Here is a 17,796-nt window from a genome sequence, read left to right as displayed (position 1 = left end):
TTAAAAATCTATTAAAGCAGATATTATACCTTCTTTATCTATTTTACATAAATGATATAGCTCAGCAGTCGAGCCATGTTCTATGAATTGATCAGGAATACCCATACGCTTAATTGCAGGTTGGTAGCTATTGTCTGACATAAATTCAAGTACCGCACTACCCATGCCTCCTTTAATAACTCCGTCTTCAATAGTCACCACTTTTGGGTATGTACGCCCAATTTCGTGCAAAAGATTCTCATCCAGTGGTTTCAGGAACCTCAAGTCATAATGAGCAACGGACAGTCCGCTCTTTTCGGCTTCCTTTATGGCTTTCCGGGCGGTAACACCTATGGGGCCAATGCTGATAACTGCTATATCTTTTCCTTCTTTCAATTTTCTGCCTGTTCCGACTTTGATCTCTTCTAAAGGGCATTTCCAATCAACCAATGAGCCTCTTCCTCTGGGGTAGCGAATCACAAAAGGACCTTTATCTGGTAGCTGTGCCGTATACATCAGGCTTCTTAATTCATGCTCGTCCATAGGAGAGGAGATTGTAAGGTTAGGGATAGGACGGAGATAAGCCAGGTCAAACACTCCATGGTGTGTTGGTCCGTCTTCGCCTACCAATCCTGCACGATCCAGACATAATACTACATTTAGATTCTGAATGGCTACATCGTGTATCATATTGTCATAAGCCCTTTGCATAAAGGAGGAATAGATTGCACAAAAAGGAACTAAGCCATCTTTAGCCATTCCGCCGGAGAATGTAACGGCATGTCCTTCTGCTATTCCCACGTCGAAAGCTCTGTCGGGCATGGCATCCATTAATATATTCATAGAGCTTCCGGTAGGCATGGCAGGGGTAACGCCCACAATCTTTTCATTGTTTTGAGCCAGTTCCAATAATGTATGTCCGAATACATCCTGAAACAAAGGTGGAATACCCTCTGTACAAGCCACAATACGCTCTCCGGTTTCCGGATTGAACATGCCGGGAGCATGCCATACCGTAGCATCTTTTTCGGCCGGTTTGAATCCTTTTCCTTTGGTAGTATGCAGATGAAGAATTTTAGGACCCTTCATATTCTTGATTTCATTGAGTACCCGGGTGATATTCTTCACATTATGTCCATCTATCGGACCGAAGTATCGGATGTTCATCCCTTCGAATATATTTTGCTGTTGGGCAACAAAAGACTTCAAACTGTTTCCGAGGCGAATTAATATTTTGCGACGATCCTCATTCAGAATACCTAATTTGAAAAGCAGTCTGGATGTTTTAAAGCGTAACTGATTATATCGATTGGAAGTAGTAAGATTAAAGAGGTATTGTTTCATTCCTCCCACACTTCTATCAATAGCCATATCATTATCGTTAATAATGATAATCATATTGTTAGGAGTAGAAGCGGTATTGTTTAATCCCTCGAAAGCTAACCCACCGCTCATGGAACCATCGCCAATAACTGCAACAACATTTCTGTGTTTATCGCCGTTACGCTCGGCGGCTACTGCCATACCTAATGCGATAGATATTGAATTGGATGCATGTCCACAAGTAAAAGTGTCATATTCGCTCTCTTCCGGAGAGGGGAAAGGACGAATACCTTTGAATTTACGGTTGGTAGCAAACTCTTCCCGGCGCCCCGTCAGTATTTTATGTCCATACGCCTGATGCCCTACATCCCAAACGATACGATCATAAGGTGTATCAAATACATAATGTAAAGCTACGGTTAGTTCAACAACGCCGAGGCTCGCTGCAAAGTGTCCCGGGTTGCATGAAAGCTCTTTTATGATGTCTTGTCTTAATTCTTCACATAAAGTAGGTAGCTCGTCGACGCTTAGTTTGCGAATGTCTTTTGGATAGAAAATTTTATTTAGCAAGCTATATGTTGGGTGTTCTTTCATTTTGCTATTAATCTAATTACTTTGCAAAAGTACTATAAAGCCATAAACAAATCATAGCTTTCCTGAATAAAATACGTATTACGCCTATTTATATAACAGATAGGAGGGGACAAGTGTTCTGATCCGGATTATTCATACTTAGCCTAATGAAGAAGTTTAGGGCAAGTTCAGGCTAAATCTCACCGGTTTGAGTATTTGTTCTTAAGCCCTTGAGTATTTATTCTTAAGCCGTTGAGAAAATATTCTCAAGCTGCTGAGAAAAAATGAGAATTTAGTATAGAAGGTGTGTCATAAAGTCGTGCATGGTGCAAATTAACCACAGATTAACAGATTACACAGATTATAAGGTTTTGATTATCTATAATCTGTGGTTAAAATACAACTAAATTAAAAGAACTGGAATTTTAGTCCGAGTGCCAAACTTAAATAGTCTTGCGGTTTCAGGTAACTATTGGTAAATGCACTTGCCAGATAAAGATCGCTGGTACTAACCTCATAGAAGAAGGTTACTTCCTTAGCAAAGAATCTTTTCTTGTTGGGTATTTTAAATGAAATACGTTCTCCCAGGTAAATATGGAATCTTACTTTGGTAGATATATTATAATAGCCTTTGGGGTATTTCTTTGGCTCTTTGTTCCAAAAGTCATCTCCGGAAATAGTACTCATGTAGAGACCGCAGGTTAACGGATCAACAGAAAAACCTTTGTCTCCCAATGGAATATTCCAGGGGATATAGTTTTGTTTGATAGTAAAAGTAGCTTTTACTGATTCGGCAGAATACCGGGGCACAATTCCTACGATAAGGTCTGTTTCCCACTGATCTTTTTTACCATAGTCCCATCCGGCTCCTACCGAAAGAAGACCAATGGACCCCGCAAATTGTAGTTTGGAATGGGTAGGAATAAGCGATAACCATTTAGATTGATACTTTTCCACCCTTTTTTCGTATCTATTTTGCGCATTGGCAGGGAATGTACAGGCTATAAGTAAGGAAATACTAAAAATCAATACTTTCATAGGTATAATCGTCGGGGGTCAGTGTGAATACTAAATAATTTCGTTTAGCCATGTTTGCACAACTATAATAAGTTACTCCATCGTCGAAAAGATTTTCAACCGATTTATAGTGTATATGTGCGTTTACACAGAATTGCAGATTATTAAACTCTTTGAGATAGCGTTGGAATACCTTTGCCACATTGTTGTTAAATGCACCGTCAAAAGGAGGCACATGCATAGCTACTACTGTTTTCTTATGCTCCGGACGTTCGTCGGCCAGTTCTTTTTCAATGAATTGAAAATCGGGTACGGGAATGGAGTAGTCAAACTCTATGGCATTGGTGTTCAGACAAACAAATTTGGTGTCGCCCGCCATGAAAGAGAAGTTGTATTCTCCATAAACCTTTTGGTATATGTGCTCGCCATTTGCCAAGCAATCGTGATTGCCGATGATGGTTACATAAGGCACCTTTATTTTATTCAGGATATCTCTCATCCAAAGAAATTCTTTGGTTAAGCCAAAGTCGGAAACATCGCCGCCATGTATCACAAAGTCTATGTCTGTACGGGCATTGATAAGCTTTACGAAATCTTCAGTCTCGTCATAGCTTCGCTGTGTGTCGCCAATAAGAGCAAAGCGTATGGTTTCTTTGCCGGCACAAAGTTCTTCGATACGTGCTATGTTTTTGGCGTTTATTCCGGTTTCTCCACTAATTCTTCCGTCGTAAGGATGATATTCAAACCAATCACATCCGCTACACAGCAATATAAGGGATAAGATTGATAAAATCTTAGATTTCTTCATAAGGTTTATTTCTCTGTTTACGAAAATAAGAAACTGTTTTGAATTTTATTCTGAGATAAATTAGTCTTATTTTTTGTTTAGCTATTGCTTTATTTGAAAGAATATAGCGGGCTATGTGACTGAGAATTAAGTAATAGCTAAGCGAAAAAGAAGGCTGATTTAGCCAGATATAAAACAATAATATATTATTCCATAAAATTCAAAACGGTTTCTAAGGCGCAAAGATATATAATTTTGCCTATATTTGCGAAACTGATACGGTTATTGTAAGAATGGAATTTAGAACATCTGTAATACTGCCCAAAAACGGCTTGCATATCACCCACAATGATAATTTGTTGTTAATGGGTTCATGCTTTGCCGGGAATATCGGGGAGCTATTGTTGGAAAACAAGTTCAATTGTGATGTAAATCCTTTTGGGATACTTTACAATCCATTGTCTTTGTCGACGGCTCTGCGCGAGATGATTTCCGGTACCTTATATAATAGGGAACATTTATTCTTTTATGGAGGCCAATACCATAGCTATATGCATCACGGATCATTCTCTGCCGCCTCTCCGGAGGAGGCTTTGGAGCTCATGAATGTCCGTTTGGAAAAGGCGCATCGTCAACTTCCCAAACTAAACATGTTAATACTCACTTTGGGTACGGCATGGGTATATACTTTAATCGAAACAGGGAAGGTAGTAGCCAACTGTCACAAACTCCCGGCGCGGAATTTTACCCGAAGAAGGCTATCAGTAGAAGAAATAGTAGAAGACTATACCAACCTGCTGGCTGATTTGAAGCAATTAAATCCGACCCTGAAAGTGATAATGACGGTAAGCCCCATTCGTCACCTGAAAGACGGATTGCACGAAAACCAATTAAGCAAAAGTACACTGCTGCTTGCCATAGCCCGGTTGCAGGAGTTGTTTTCCGAAACAATTCTATACTTCCCTTCTTATGAGATTGTTGTAGATGAATTGCGCGATTATCGCTTTTATGGAGATGATATGGTGCATCCCTCTTCGATAGCTATCCAATATCTGTGGGAATGTTTCTCAGAGGTGTTCTTTAGCGCTGATACACAGCAGGTTATTAAAGAATGGAAACATATATCAAAAGCATTAAAACACAAACCCTTTCGGGAAGACTCAGAAGAGTATAAGCGTTTTTTAGGACAAATAGTGTTAAATATAGAACGACTTAAGGAAAAATACCCGAACTTAGATGTACAAAAAGAATTGAACCTATGTCATACCCGATTGAAGTAGTGGCCGAGATGATCGGCGCCAAACGTATTGGAAACTATAAAAGTGTAGTTGATTGGCTATTAACAGACAGCCGCTCATTATCTTTTCCCGAAGAAACCCTTTTCTTTGCTTTACATATAAATCGGAATAATGGTATAAACTATATCCCTGAACTGTATGAACACGGAGTACGAAATTTCGTGGTAGAGTGTGATGCGAAAGAAAAATCATTGGTAGGAATTAATATAGAGGAATATCCTGACGCTAATTTCTTAATTGTTCCCAATGCTCTGAAAGCTTTGCAGAGATTGGCAGAACAACACAGAAATCAATATAGTATTCCAGTGATAGGTATCACAGGAAGTAATGGAAAAACAATTGTAAAAGAGTGGTTGCATCAGCTTCTGAGCCCCGACCGGATGATTGTTCGCTCGCCTCGCAGCTATAATTCGCAAATAGGAGTGCCTCTTTCTGTTTGGCATACAAATGAAGATTCGGATCTGGGAATATTTGAAGCAGGAATTTCCCAACCCGGCGAGATGCGTGCATTACAAACCATTATTAAACCTACTATTGGTGTATTTACGGGAATAGGAAGTGCACACCAGGAGAACTTCTTCTCTATGCAGGAAAAGTGTACCGAGAAACTTGCTCTCTTTAAAGATTGCGACATTGTTATTTACAATGGCGATAATGAAATAATCAGTAATTCAACGCTAAAGTTCTTATCATCTGCCCGGGAAATTGCATGGTCACGAGTTGATAAAGACAGACCGCTTTATATCAGCAAAATAGAAAAGAAGCAGGATCATACTTCTATTACCTATCATTACTTAGGGATGGACAACACTTACACAATACCTTTTGTAGATGATGCTTCCATCGAAAACTCCATCAATTGCCTGGGAGTTTGTTTGTATTTGGTGCTTCCACCCGAAATAATAACCGAACGGATGGCTCTTTTAGAACCGGTAGCCATGCGCCTGGAAGTAAAAGAAGGTAAAAACGAATGTATATTGATTAATGACAGTTATAATTCCGACCTGGTTTCTCTTGATATAGCACTCGACTTTTTGCATAGGCGATCCATAGATAAGAATCTGAAACGTACATTGATCCTATCCGATATACTTGAAACGGGACAAGCCACGCAGGCACTCTACCGCAAGGTTGCCCAGATGCTGAATAGCCGTGGGGTAGACAAACTTATCGGGGTAGGTTCCGATATATCTTCTGCTGCCGGCAGGTTTAATGGCGAGAAATATTTTTTCCCCAACACAACAGCATTATTGGCTTCGGATGTTTTCAAGGAACTCAATAATGAAGTAATTTTAATAAAAGGAGCCCGATATTTTGAATTTGAACGGATATCAGAGGTTTTGGAGTTAAAGGTACATGAAACTATTTTGGAAGTAAACCTCTCGGCTTTAGTTTCTAATCTAAAATATTATCAGTCAAAACTGACGTCCGGAGTTAAAACTATCTGTATGGTGAAGTCTTCTGCTTATGGTGCAGGAGCTTTCGAACTTGCCAAAACTCTTCAAGAACATCATGTCGATTACCTGGCTGTAGCTGTAGCCGACGAGGGGTTTGAACTCCGAAAAGCCGGAATCACAAGTACTATTATCATTATGAATCCGGAGCTAACCTCGCTTAAAACCATGTTCGACTATCATCTCGAACCGGAAGTCTATAGCTTCCGCTTACTTGAGAATTTAATTCGCATGGCAGAGAAAGAGGGAATTACTAATTTCCCGATTCATGTAAAGATAGATACAGGCATGCATCGTTTAGGATTCGATCCGTCGGAAATGCCTCTCTTAATAAAAAGACTGAAAAGCCAAACCGCTGTTATTCCCCGCTCTGTGTTTTCACATCTGGCAGGGAGCGACAGCGCCGAGTTCGATGATTATACAAAGCAACAAATTGCTTTATTCGAAAAAGCGTCTATGGAACTGCAAGAAGCTTTCAACCATCGTATCTTACGGCATATCTGTAATTCGGCAGCCGCCGAGCGTTTTCCGGAGGCTCAATATGATATGGTACGTTTAGGCATTGGCCTGTATGGGGTAAATCCGGTGTCGGGAGGAATGCTGACTAATGTAAGTACGCTGAAAGCTTCTATCCTTCAGATACGGAATGTAGCTGCGGGAGAAACCGTAGGATACAGCCGGAAAGGCAAAGTAACACGCGATTCCAGAATAGCCTCCATCCGTATTGGATACGGCGACGGGCTGAACCGGCATTTAGGAAATGGTTGTGCTTATTGTTTGGTTAATGGCCAAAAAGCTTGGTATATAGGTAATATCTGCATGGATATTTGTATGATTGATGTGACCGACATTGAATGTAAAGAAGGAGATTATGTCATCATCTTCGGAGATGGCTTGCCAATAACCACACTGGCCAAAGCCTTGGATACCATACCGTACGAGGTACTGACGAATGTTTCTTCCAGAGTGAAGCGGGTGTATTATCAGGACTAATTCGATAGTTGAATAATTCATCAATTTATAATTCATAATTCGATAATTTTCGATAGTTTTGTACTTATATTAATTCTTAACCCAAATATGAATATGACTCCTTTATTATTATTTTCTTTACCGAGTGGATCGGAATTTATAATTATTGCACTGATTATCTTGTTATTATTCGGAGGAAAGAAGATTCCCGAATTAATGAAAGGCTTAGGCAAAGGCGTACGCAGTTTTAAAGACGGCGTAAATGAAGCAAAAGAAGAGATCAATAAGGCAAAAGAAGAAGTAGACAAAGAATAACTAATACTCCATAATGGCCAAGAAAAAGTCGCCCGATGAACTAACTTTTTGGGATCATCTGGATGAATTGCGAATTATTCTTTTTCGCCTCATCATTGTATGGATTATTTTAGCAATTGGCTATTTTATAGCCATGCCTTATCTATTCGATCAGGTGATATTAGCTCCTTGCCATGATGACTTTATTTTTTATTCTTTTTTGAAGTGGATTGGAGAAGTCTTTCATCTGAAAGATGATTTCTTTACACAAGAGTTTCATGTGTCTTTAATAAACATAAACCTGGCTGCTCCTTTCTTTATCCACATCTCAACAGCACTTTGGATGTCGGTAGTAACAACGGTTCCTTATCTTCTGTATGAAGTATGGAAGTTTATATCTCCGGCTTTATATCAGCATGAACGAAGAGGGGTAAAGAAAGCGCTGGGCATAGGCACAGTGATGTTCTTCTTAGGTGTATTGGTGGGCTATTTTATGGTTTATCCGCTTACCCTTCGCTTCTTATCTACCTACCAGTTGAGTAGTACAATTGTCAATCAGATTTCTTTAAACTCCTACATTGATAACTTTATGGTACTGGTGCTTTGCATGGGGCTCGCTTTTGAACTCCCCTTGGTAACTTGGCTACTCTCTGTGTTTGGCATCATTAACCGTGATTTCTTGCGTAAATATCGCCGCCATGCGGTAGTGATTATTGTGGTGGTAGCTGCTATCATTACTCCTACAGGAGATCCTTTTACGCTAACAGCTGTGTCACTGCCGCTTTATCTGCTGTATGAATTAAGTATACTGATGATAAAGAACAAAGAGGAGAAATGTTAGTACTATGGCGGGTGTTATGCTTACTTTTGTTTTAGTTATAAAACGTAGGAATCATGAGTAAATCAGCAATAGACTTAACCCGCAAACTCCCGATAGGGATACAGACATTTGAGGAAATTCGCAACGAGGGCTATCTTTATGTAGATAAAACAGACTTGGTCTGGCAAATAGCTAATACAGGTAAGCCTTATTTTCTTAGCCGTCCCCGTCGGTTTGGTAAGAGTCTGCTGCTTTCTACCTTTGAGTTTTACTTCTTGGGGAGGAAAGATTTGTTTGAAGGATTGGCTATCGAGAAACTGGAAACAGAATGGAAAGAATACCCCATCCTGCATCTTGATTTGAATGCGGAGAAGTATGAATCGCTTGAGCAGTTGGTAGATATCATCGACTTCCAACTTCGTAAGTGGGAAATTTTATATGCATCAAACAGTACAAGCGAAACACTCTCCGGTCGCTTTATGGATGTTATTCAGCGTGCCTACAAACAAACCGGCCGTGGCGTAGTGGTATTGATCGACGAATATGACAAGCCTTTGCTACAAGCTATCCTCAATGAACCCCTGCTGGATGAATACCGGAAAACATTGCAAGCCTTCTATGGAGTACTTAAAAGTGCCGACCGCTACCTGCGTTTCGTATTTTTGACAGGAGTAACGAAATATGTATTCAGCGATCTCAATCAATTGAGCGATATCAGTATGGAACCCACTTACAATACCCTTTGCGGCATCACCAAAGAAGAATTGGTAGAGGTGTTCAGCCCCGAAATAAAAAAGGTAGGAGAGTACAATCACCTTACTTTCGAGCAAACAGTAGAGAAAATGACTGCCCTCTATGATGGTTACCACTTCTACGAATACGGTGAGGGCATGTTCAATCCTTTCAGTGTATTGAATGCCCTAAAAAAGTATCGGTTAGACAATTACTGGTTCCAAACCGGCACACCTACTTTCCTCGTAGATTTGCTGAAAGAGAGCAACTATGACCTGCGTACACTTATCGACGGCGTAGAGGCAGAACAATCCTCTTTCTCGGAATACCGGGCAGAGACGAATAATCCTATTCCACTGATTTATCAAAGTGGGTATCTAACGATTAAAGATTATGATCGTGAATTTAAAATGTATACTCTCTGTTTCCCTAATGAAGAGGTGAAGTATGCTTTTCTGAAATTCCTTCAGCCTTCTTATTCCTCTGTGCCGGATAACGAACGAGGATTCCATATTCAACATTTTGTGCGCGAATTGCGTAGTGGCGATGTCCCTTCCTTTATGCATCGCTTACGTGCCTTTTTTGCCGACTTCCCTTACGAACTAAACGACCGTACCGAACGACACTACCAAGTAGTATTCTACCTTGTTTTCAAACTAATAGGTGAGTTTGTAGAATCGGAGGTACGCAGTGCGCGTGGTCGTGCCGACGCAGTTGTAAAGACCAAAGACCATATCTATGTATTTGAGTTTAAACTGGATGGAACAGTAGAAGATGCGCTCTGCCAAATAGATGAAAAGGGCTACCTCATTCCCTATACTGTTGATGAACGAAAAGTGGTGAAGGTTGGTGTGAATTTCAATAAGGAGGAAAGAAATATAGGGGAATGGAAGGTGGAATGATATTTTTGCTGTTCAATACTGGACGATAAGTCTATCTTGAAAACAAAAGAATAACATAAACCCTTTCTTTTTCGGTCTCTGAATAGTGGTTGGTCTATCAGCCTAATTCAGTAGTTAGAAATATTAGTATCTTTATGAGTAAATCATTTTATTTGTAATACATAAAAAGGAGAACTTAAGATTGGTAGTACATCTTAAAACTCAGAAAAAAGTGGATAGGCATGTTGTAAATAATGTAATTAGAGAAGTAATGATCTAAATTTTCCGTGCTAACTTTTATAGTGGTGAGTTTTTTGGGAAATGTTTTAAATTGTTTTTAAGTATACAAATGTATAGTAATACTCTTTTCTTCAAAGAAAGGAGTATTGAAAAAACAATAAGAGTTATAAAAAACGAATAATTATATCGTATAAAAACCATATGTTATTTGGTTGTCAATTTGACCTAGGCAAGGTTATATGGCAGATAAACTTTCCATAAGGAATGCCATTTACTTTTGATGAATATAAAGACTCTATTTGTAATTCTCCTCCATGGTTATATATAATTTCTTCTAATAGATTTAAACCATAACCATGCCCATTAGTTTCTGATATAATAGCATTTCTTCCTCTGTTCCCATGATTGGTGATTGTTTCTATTTCATCTTCTGATAGGTAAGGACCGTCATTTTCCAAATTGATGATAAGGTCGAAGCGAGTGGTTTCGAACTGACAAAGAATCTCTCCTCCAACAGGGGAATATTTTACGGCGTTATCCAGTAGAATATTGACAATGGCGTTAAGTATTGGATAGCCGTTAATACTGGGAATTATGTTTTCTGATTTTTCTGTATTATATTCAATTTTTTTCTTTCTCATTAAATTTAGAAAATATGCATTGGGATGTGTAAACAACCACCATAAATCAATTGGGCGTTTAGGAGCATTCTTAAAATAATCAGAGCTGTTTGATAATTGCCAATAATTTAGGTACATACGAATGCTTTCTGCGTAATTTGCTACATCTAAGATCTTTTCTTTAGCCTGATTTTGAACTTCTTTTCGAGTGAGGTCAAGTCGACTAATGTCGCCCATAGTTGAGATTATACTGTTAAGGGATGTGTGAATTTCATGCATGATTGTTTCTAGTTGTTTCCCTTCTTCTTCATTTAAAATATTGTTTTCCATGTCTTTGTTTTTATTATAATAAAGCTAATAAAGAAATAGTTGTCCCTATGATTTTTGATGCTGAAGAAATGACTTGATGTATGTTAATGTCTCTTTCATTCATTATGTCTGTTGTATCTATCTTTTTTGATGTGTTGATAAATAGCTTTTCATTTTTTTTAATAATTGACTTGACATAAGCAGATTCTAATTGTGCTACACTGTGAATAGATACTCCTTCTTCAAGGAGCTCTCTACGAATATCTTCCCATTTTTTTGAAGGGTCAGCATAATCATTCAAAACTCTCTGAACCTCTTCGGAAAATCCTTTTTCTGTTCCTGAGTGTGTTATTAAATCTCTTTTGCTCCATAATTCAGCTTTCTTAATTGCAGTAATTCTATGAAGTCCAGTATCTTTGTCAGAGAAAAGAATGTATTTCTTCTCTGGGTATTCTCTGTATAGTTTGTTTAAAAGCCAGATGCCATCTCCTTTTTTTCCACCAAGTATTTTTCCTACCTGATCATTGTCGCAAATTATAATGTGAAAAGCTTCGGCATCTGTTAAGTTTTCTAGATCTGTTTTAATATGTATGTTACAATTACATTGTTCTTTTAAAAAATGAATACTTCTTGTAAAAGGGTAATCGTGTTCTTTTATTTTATCGTCAATTATTAAGATTTTGCTTTGTGTATAAACGTTCTTTTGAAAAATTTTGGTTTGTGACTGGGTGTATTTTTTTAAATCACTTATAGAGTATTGTTCTTTAAAAGATTTTGATATCGACATATGTTGTTTTGTATGAATAATTTCAAGTAATAAAAGTAATATATGACAAAGATACAAAAAATATGTGTTAGACTATTACAAAGGTATTTATTTATAAGATATTTTTGCTAAGTAGATGTTCGTAATTAGTTGAATGAATATTTTTTTAGTAGAATCTGCTCATGGCTTGCATTAATATAATTTTTTGTTTTTTTCGCGTAAACTATCTCTATGTAACTTAAAACAAAAGTGAAAAGGAGAGAAATAAATACATGACCACATCTCAATGATGTAGATTTTACCCTATAAAAGTTGCATTTTAACACGCTAACCCTCGTTCTCTGTGTATTAAATCCGTGAACTACACTTTGCTACCCTATATATATGTATTCCCATTGCGGTTGTAAATGTTTTATATCCCTTAAAAACAATTACCCCACAACAAGTACATAAAAAGCAAATCCCGCCACGCCTGGCGGGATCACTTTAGCAAAAAACCTATTTTACATCATACTGCGCTTCACAGCGGAGACCTTCTGACATCAATCCCGAGTATTTCTGTTTCCCGCTCGGGACGGGAGTTCTAATTATTTCGCAGGGCTTAGACGATAGATAGAGGTAATTAATATCCTCGTGTTTCTATCTACTTCCTGGCGAAAAAGTAGCTTAATATCATTTTTACATCATTTATAGGATATCACAAAGGAATATCATTGGTTTAAACGTTCTGTACTGAAATTGATCATTTACAGTACTTATTTATGTTTAAGGAACGCTTAGGTTGCTGACACACCTTTATGGTTGTTTTGCTAATTATTTTTCATATTTGTATTTCTACTTTGTGGCAATGTGTTTTACACAACGAGTATTATAACTTGTTATTGCGTATATATAAGAACTCGCAGTAGTCCAGTTGGTATAAGCACTCATTTTTTGATAGCCGTTTGTTGTGGCTGTGAATTTAATGTACGAGGATGTTCCTGACCACGGCCCGTGTTTATGATAGAATGTATATGTATGCGTATATGATATACTTCCGTTCACCACAGCTGTAGCATAGTAGTAGAAGTTTTTCTCCCATACTCCTCCATTTGGTTGGACACTTTGATTCCCACGCCATCCATGTTCATCTACCCAATATGCACCAGTAGTTGGAAATGGTATTGATGAGGCTAACCATGCATCAATAATTGCTCTGGTAGGTAAAATATAACCTTTCGCTTTGCAGATATCTTGTGCAAGGTGAGGTGCTGTATTATGTGGAGCATTCATATACACAGTGGAACCCTCATCTACCATACCAGGCAAATAGCCCAGGTTACCAACCCATATAAGACGATATGCCTTTATATCTACAATCACATCCTTAAACCGTCCTGTTGGGCTATATATTCTAATTTGTGAATTACCTTCAAAGTGTGTATCGTCCCCTTGTAATAACTTAAATTTAAGTTCTTCTCCTATTGTAATTTCTCCTTGTCCCTGTCCAATAGTAATTTTATCAATCGCATCACCACCCAATATAAGTTCTGCTCGCCAAGGGGTGTTTGCTTTTACTGTAACGATACCCTCACCACCTTCTAAAATATAAAAATCGTCCTTTGTTATTAAAGCTGCATAGTTTTTTTGCTTAAATGTTAGCGTCTTTGTTATAGATTCTCCCACATCATTAGTAGCCGTCACTTCCAGTCGTGATATTTTTTCCAGAAACGGATCTCTTCCCAGATTTGGGTCTACCTCTGTTTCCGTAAACTTCTCTGGTTGAAACATTAGGTTTACATCTCCACCTGTTATCGGATTATCCACTGTTAAATCTCCTGTTGGTTGCAAGAAGGTAAGTCCACCATTACTTCCAATTGCCCTTACTTTATAATTAGCAGAATTCTCCATTGGCTCCCAAAATACATTTACCGTTTGTGGATCTATTGGGGTTGCCGGATCCAAAGCCAGCCCGCTTTCAAATTCCAGTATATCGCTTGGGGTGAGTTGTAGCATAAAAGGTAATTGGTCTGTTTGTACTACCTTTACTACATTTGTTAATCTTCCTGCTGTTACATACAGGTATGCCACTCTGTTGGGCGATCCTACAGATAATGCTTCCACGCTAAAGGTATAAGTGTCTTTTCCATCCATTCCCGGATTAATTGACACTTTTTTTAGCCATCCTGTCGTGGGATCCATGTCGACTTTGTTTTCATCTTTAATCGTTAAATCCCAGCCATTAGGATGATCGGTTGTGATTATCAGATCATAATTGCCGGCTTTTCGGGTCAATTCGAATTCAGATTGACTTACTCCCAAATAGTATTGTCCGTCGAAAACAATATTAGTAATATCTCCCTCATCCCATTCGCGAATATTAACCGCCATATTCATTGATAGCGAGTTGTAAGCTGTTTCCACATCCGGAAAACCTTCTCCCGATACCTTCGATATATTAAACTGATAGAGATGATTGCGAAGCACATTAACTAAATTACCATTCACCGCAAAATCAATCCGATAGAAAGTTTCTGTTCCACCGTTGTACTCTCCACCTACCACTAAGGCCATTCGGTTGGCGTGGTTGGCATCGCCTATTTGAGCCGATGTACCCATCTCAATATCCGCCTCGGGCACATATATATCCCTGGATGTATATCCTCCCGTAGCGTTGACTGTAGCTGCGAACTCAAAATTGTTCTCGGAATCGGTCATGGTAAAAGCGGTTGTTCCGGTGGGTACAGTCGGCTCCCCTGCCAACAAAGCAGAAGCGTCTGCTACTACCGCATAGCGGTTATTGGGTTTAATCACATAAACATGTTTCAGTACAAAGGGAATGTTCGCATTGTTTACATCTTTACCATCCCATGTCCAGGCATCTGTATTTGTGTCTTTTGTTGGTTTGCCCACTCCTACATCAATACGAGCTACCGACCGGGTTAATTGCAATGTTTGGCTGCTATTGCCTGCTGCTACCACAAGCTGTCCGCTCTCTCCCCACATTGGTATAGCTCCGCCGGTGGAGTACATCGGCCCGCTGATCTGATCCCATATCTTAGTCATTACATCCGAATAACTCTTATTGTTGATGTTTGCTATATCCAGTCCGATTGTAGCAGACAGTATACTCTGCGCATTAGCCAGCACCACCAGATTATAGGTGTCTACCATGGTTTTACTTGCTGCAAGCGTTATGGTGAACGCTCCCTCTCCACTGTATGATGGATTACTACTGCCCGGCGTACTGGACACGTTTGTTCCCTGCTCGATGGTTACCAATGTATTTGTTTTGTCGAACACAAGTACGTAAATATTATTAATGGTATTTTCGTCTGTGTAAGAAAGCGACCGGGTTTCTGCCTTTGAGTAACCTGATGGTGTTTTTAAACGTAGTTTAACCTGTGCGTTTTTGCTTGTCGTTTGTTTCATTTCATCTACCTCCTTATCCTTCATACAAGAAAAGACGGAAAGTAACACTGCCACAAGAAAGAGTGGTTTAAAAATCTTTTTCATATATCTATTTACTATTTAATCTGTTAGCTTAATCTCTTCCTATCTCGGGTTTTGTATCTATAATCTCGAATCCGTTAACGGAAACCCGTATACTTAAATCGTGCAGTATGGAAACCTCTATGGGAAACTCTTCCTGGCAATCGATGTCTTCCTGATTTTTCCATACGAATTTTCCCTGTGCGTCTTTGGTTTGCAATATGGCATCCATAATGTTGATCGGAATAACCATATCCTGCTGTACTGTACCCTTACTACGGATATAAAGTAGTACAGGATGTAGGGTGTGGTAGTCTATGTCGAGCCGCTGTATTTTTATATCAAAATCCATACTTGTTGCAGTAAGGGCTGTATAAGGAGGCTCGTAATGCACTTCGCGCGTGTTGGCATCTATCCGGTTGTTGTACAGATAACTTTCATGAGGTCCTGTAACAAACACACACAAGGGCTGTTCGGAAGGTATGGCACGTGTCAGATATTCCAAGCCTGTAACCTTCACCTTTAGCATGTTGGTGTTCTTGATAAAATCGAACTCAACAGTTCGCCCGTTGCTTGTTGTAACCAATACATCGGTGGCAATGGCAAAAAATAAGTCGTCGAATTGTTGCTGCATGGGAGTAGCCTCTCCGGGTATGCTTTCGGCCAATGCCCTACAGTTTAGCATTACCCGGAATTCATCGAGCGTGGTAATCCCTGCCTCCCGGTATCCTCCCAAAGTGATTTCTTCTCCACTTGTGGCCCATGCCACGGCGGTATAAAGCCCTGTGGGTATATCGGGTTCTATCCATCCGCGAATGATGTCTTTCTTGTTTACCTGTATTATATCGGTGAGCTTCCCGGTGGTTTGGTCGAATAAGTAAATCCGAATGTTTCCTACCTGTCTGGCCAGTTGATCTTGCCTTTGATTATTGTATGTGTACTGAAAATACCAACGCATTTTGCCCATACACTTGTCCATATCCTCCTTGATACAGGCGCTTACCAAGCTTACCAACAGGAGTAGAATGATTACTTTTTTCTGCATATCTGAAATGTTTATTTCTTCTTGTGCCATTTCCCGCCGCGAAGCGGGCACATATTCTGCGCCGGACACCCGGAATGGCTAAGAAACTATTCGGTTTCTCTGGAATTTAGAGCCTGTTTAAATTAGAGGTTGGCTGTAGGAGTAACAACTTCCCATTCAAGGATTGTTACATTCAACGTAAGGTCTACATCCACCGGATTTGGAACCAGTCCCAAATCATCCTGGTCGAATTCGATACCATTATTTCCTCCGATGCGGTAGATTTTTCCACGTTCGAATGCTGTTAAACCACCATTGTTATAACCAGTAACGGTTAGGTAGTAAGTAGTTCCGCTCAGGTCAACTTCACCTAAAGGTGCACCGGCACTAATTCCCGGATTGTATTTCACGTCTTCCAACTCGATGATGAAGCGAGGTAGGCCACCTGCTGCCAGGTTGTGTGCCCATACATTACCAGTTGCAGGAGCAGCTACTAAGCTTGTGTGTGCCCATGCACCCGCATCGCCAATACCGGCAAAAGTAGTGCTCTGTCCTTGACTAAACTTAGTTCCTGCATACAAACCCGCATAAGTAAATTGGGGGTAGTAATCGTCTACATAAACTCCTTTTACGGTGAAGTTTGTAATGTCTCCGATTCCTTTTACCTGAGTCAGCTCCAAGCGAGAAATAAGAGGCTTAATGGATACATTAACCGTAGCGGTGTTGCTTGCTCCCGGAATGATAGCTGTCGGCTGACCATCAGCATTGGCCAAAGCTGCCTCTTTGTAGTTGGTTTGTGTAGTCAGTGCAGAAGTAGCTGCCTTGATAGCGTTAAAATCGGTAAGAGCAGTAATGGTAGCATTATCCGCAGTCGGAATATTACCAATTACATAAATGCGTGAGTCGGCAGGAATGGCTGTTGTCAATATTTGGCCAGCATTGGTTGCCTGAGATACATTCAAGGCTTCTTGGTATGTTACCTGTCCTAATGGATTGATTACAAAGATGTGTCCGTCATTGAGCTTAATAGTATTTACAGTGGTTTCTCCCGGTGCTTCTACCGCTCTTGTTGGCGATTGAACTACTCCCGAAATTTTAATAGAAAGATACTGTGGTTCACTTTCTGCTACTTTGTCATTGTCGTTCGAACAACTTGTTAAGCCCATTGTCAGGGCTGCGATAGTCATCATCGCATACTTAAAATTTACTTTCATGTTTTAAAAAAATTAGTTAATA

Annotated in this window: 13 protein-coding genes; 5 read left to right on the top strand and 8 right to left on the bottom strand. The window is 39.4% G+C overall.

Features of this window, described 5'->3' with window-relative positions:
• The 3 genes from dxs to D0T60_RS17285 form a co-directional block, all read right to left on the bottom strand.
• Positions 1-1,896 (bottom strand): 1-deoxy-D-xylulose-5-phosphate synthase, encoded by a 1,896-nt coding sequence (gene dxs / locus D0T60_RS17295; protein WP_163219523.1) that lies wholly within the window; start codon positions 1,894-1,896, stop codon positions 1-3.
• A 387-nt stretch (positions 1,897-2,283) separates the two neighbouring features.
• On the bottom strand, positions 2,284-2,913 hold the full coding sequence (locus D0T60_RS17290; RefSeq protein ID WP_163219521.1) for a hypothetical protein: 630 nt from the start codon (positions 2,911-2,913) through the stop codon (positions 2,284-2,286).
• Complete coding sequence (locus D0T60_RS17285) at positions 2,894-3,700, bottom strand: metallophosphoesterase (protein WP_163219519.1); 807 nt, start codon at positions 3,698-3,700, stop codon at positions 2,894-2,896. The genes D0T60_RS17290 and D0T60_RS17285 overlap by 20 nt, the downstream gene beginning before the upstream one ends.
• Before the next feature lie 272 nt (positions 3,701-3,972).
• Here D0T60_RS17285 and D0T60_RS17280 point away from each other — a divergent pair, with 272 nt between their 5' ends.
• From D0T60_RS17280 to D0T60_RS17260, 5 genes are all read left to right on the top strand, one after another.
• Positions 3,973-4,959, top strand: a complete 987-nt coding sequence (locus tag D0T60_RS17280) for a GSCFA domain-containing protein (protein WP_163219517.1) — start codon at positions 3,973-3,975, stop codon at positions 4,957-4,959.
• Complete coding sequence (locus D0T60_RS17275) at positions 4,938-7,424, top strand: bifunctional UDP-N-acetylmuramoyl-tripeptide:D-alanyl-D-alanine ligase/alanine racemase (RefSeq protein WP_163219515.1); 2,487 nt, start codon at positions 4,938-4,940, stop codon at positions 7,422-7,424. The genes D0T60_RS17280 and D0T60_RS17275 overlap by 22 nt, the downstream gene beginning before the upstream one ends.
• 93 nt (positions 7,425-7,517) lie before the next feature.
• Positions 7,518-7,718, top strand: coding sequence for a twin-arginine translocase TatA/TatE family subunit (locus D0T60_RS17270; RefSeq protein ID WP_163219513.1), 201 nt, complete (start codon positions 7,518-7,520; stop codon positions 7,716-7,718).
• A gap of 13 nt (positions 7,719-7,731) precedes the next feature.
• On the top strand, positions 7,732-8,538 hold the full coding sequence (gene tatC, locus D0T60_RS17265) for a twin-arginine translocase subunit TatC (protein ID WP_163219511.1): 807 nt from the start codon (positions 7,732-7,734) through the stop codon (positions 8,536-8,538).
• 53 nt (positions 8,539-8,591) lie between these two features.
• On the top strand, positions 8,592-10,151 hold the full coding sequence (locus D0T60_RS17260) for an ATP-binding protein (protein WP_163219509.1): 1,560 nt from the start codon (positions 8,592-8,594) through the stop codon (positions 10,149-10,151).
• A 434-nt stretch (positions 10,152-10,585) separates the two neighbouring features.
• Here the strand turns inward: D0T60_RS17260 and D0T60_RS17255 are convergent, their stop codons facing one another.
• The 5 genes from D0T60_RS17255 to D0T60_RS17235 all read right to left on the bottom strand — a co-directional run bounded on the left by D0T60_RS17255 (position 10,586) and on the right by D0T60_RS17235 (position 17,774).
• Complete coding sequence (locus D0T60_RS17255; protein ID WP_163219507.1) at positions 10,586-11,320, bottom strand: HAMP domain-containing sensor histidine kinase; 735 nt, start codon at positions 11,318-11,320, stop codon at positions 10,586-10,588.
• A gap of 13 nt (positions 11,321-11,333) precedes the next feature.
• A complete protein-coding gene (locus D0T60_RS17250) occupies positions 11,334-12,086 on the bottom strand; it encodes a hypothetical protein (RefSeq protein WP_163219505.1) in 753 nt (250 codons plus the stop codon).
• Between the two features lie 813 nt (positions 12,087-12,899).
• Positions 12,900-15,560, bottom strand: a complete 2,661-nt coding sequence (locus D0T60_RS17245; protein WP_163219503.1) for a fimbrial protein — start codon at positions 15,558-15,560, stop codon at positions 12,900-12,902.
• Positions 15,561-15,588: 28 nt separating this feature from the next.
• Positions 15,589-16,581, bottom strand: coding sequence for a FimB/Mfa2 family fimbrial subunit (locus tag D0T60_RS17240; protein ID WP_163219501.1), 993 nt, complete (start codon positions 16,579-16,581; stop codon positions 15,589-15,591).
• Positions 16,582-16,703: 122 nt separating this feature from the next.
• Entirely contained in the window at positions 16,704-17,774 is a 1,071-nt protein-coding gene (locus D0T60_RS17235; RefSeq protein WP_163219499.1) for a hypothetical protein, read from the bottom strand.
• Positions 17,775-17,796: the final 22 nt, after the last annotated feature.

The sequence above is a fragment of the Bacteroides sp. 224 genome, from assembly GCF_010500995.1.
Taxonomy (GTDB): Bacteria; Bacteroidota; Bacteroidia; order Bacteroidales; family Bacteroidaceae; genus Bacteroides.
This window is presented reverse-complemented; position numbering and strand designations above follow the sequence as displayed.

Coding starts and splice junctions, on each gene's coding strand:
- dxs (WP_163219523.1), bottom strand. CDS start 1,896: ATGAAAGAACACCCAACATATAGCTTGCTAAATAAAATTTTCTATCCA.
- D0T60_RS17290 (WP_163219521.1), bottom strand. CDS start 2,913: ATGAAAGTATTGATTTTTAGTATTTCCTTACTTATAGCCTGTACATTC.
- D0T60_RS17285 (WP_163219519.1), bottom strand. CDS start 3,700: ATGAAGAAATCTAAGATTTTATCAATCTTATCCCTTATATTGCTGTGT.
- D0T60_RS17280 (WP_163219517.1), top strand. CDS start 3,973: ATGGAATTTAGAACATCTGTAATACTGCCCAAAAACGGCTTGCATATC.
- D0T60_RS17275 (WP_163219515.1), top strand. CDS start 4,938: ATGTCATACCCGATTGAAGTAGTGGCCGAGATGATCGGCGCCAAACGT.
- D0T60_RS17270 (WP_163219513.1), top strand. CDS start 7,518: ATGACTCCTTTATTATTATTTTCTTTACCGAGTGGATCGGAATTTATA.
- tatC (WP_163219511.1), top strand. CDS start 7,732: ATGGCCAAGAAAAAGTCGCCCGATGAACTAACTTTTTGGGATCATCTG.
- D0T60_RS17260 (WP_163219509.1), top strand. CDS start 8,592: ATGAGTAAATCAGCAATAGACTTAACCCGCAAACTCCCGATAGGGATA.
- D0T60_RS17255 (WP_163219507.1), bottom strand. CDS start 11,320: ATGGAAAACAATATTTTAAATGAAGAAGAAGGGAAACAACTAGAAACA.
- D0T60_RS17250 (WP_163219505.1), bottom strand. CDS start 12,086: ATGTCGATATCAAAATCTTTTAAAGAACAATACTCTATAAGTGATTTA.
- D0T60_RS17245 (WP_163219503.1), bottom strand. CDS start 15,560: ATGAAAAAGATTTTTAAACCACTCTTTCTTGTGGCAGTGTTACTTTCC.
- D0T60_RS17240 (WP_163219501.1), bottom strand. CDS start 16,581: ATGCAGAAAAAAGTAATCATTCTACTCCTGTTGGTAAGCTTGGTAAGC.
- D0T60_RS17235 (WP_163219499.1), bottom strand. CDS start 17,774: ATGAAAGTAAATTTTAAGTATGCGATGATGACTATCGCAGCCCTGACA.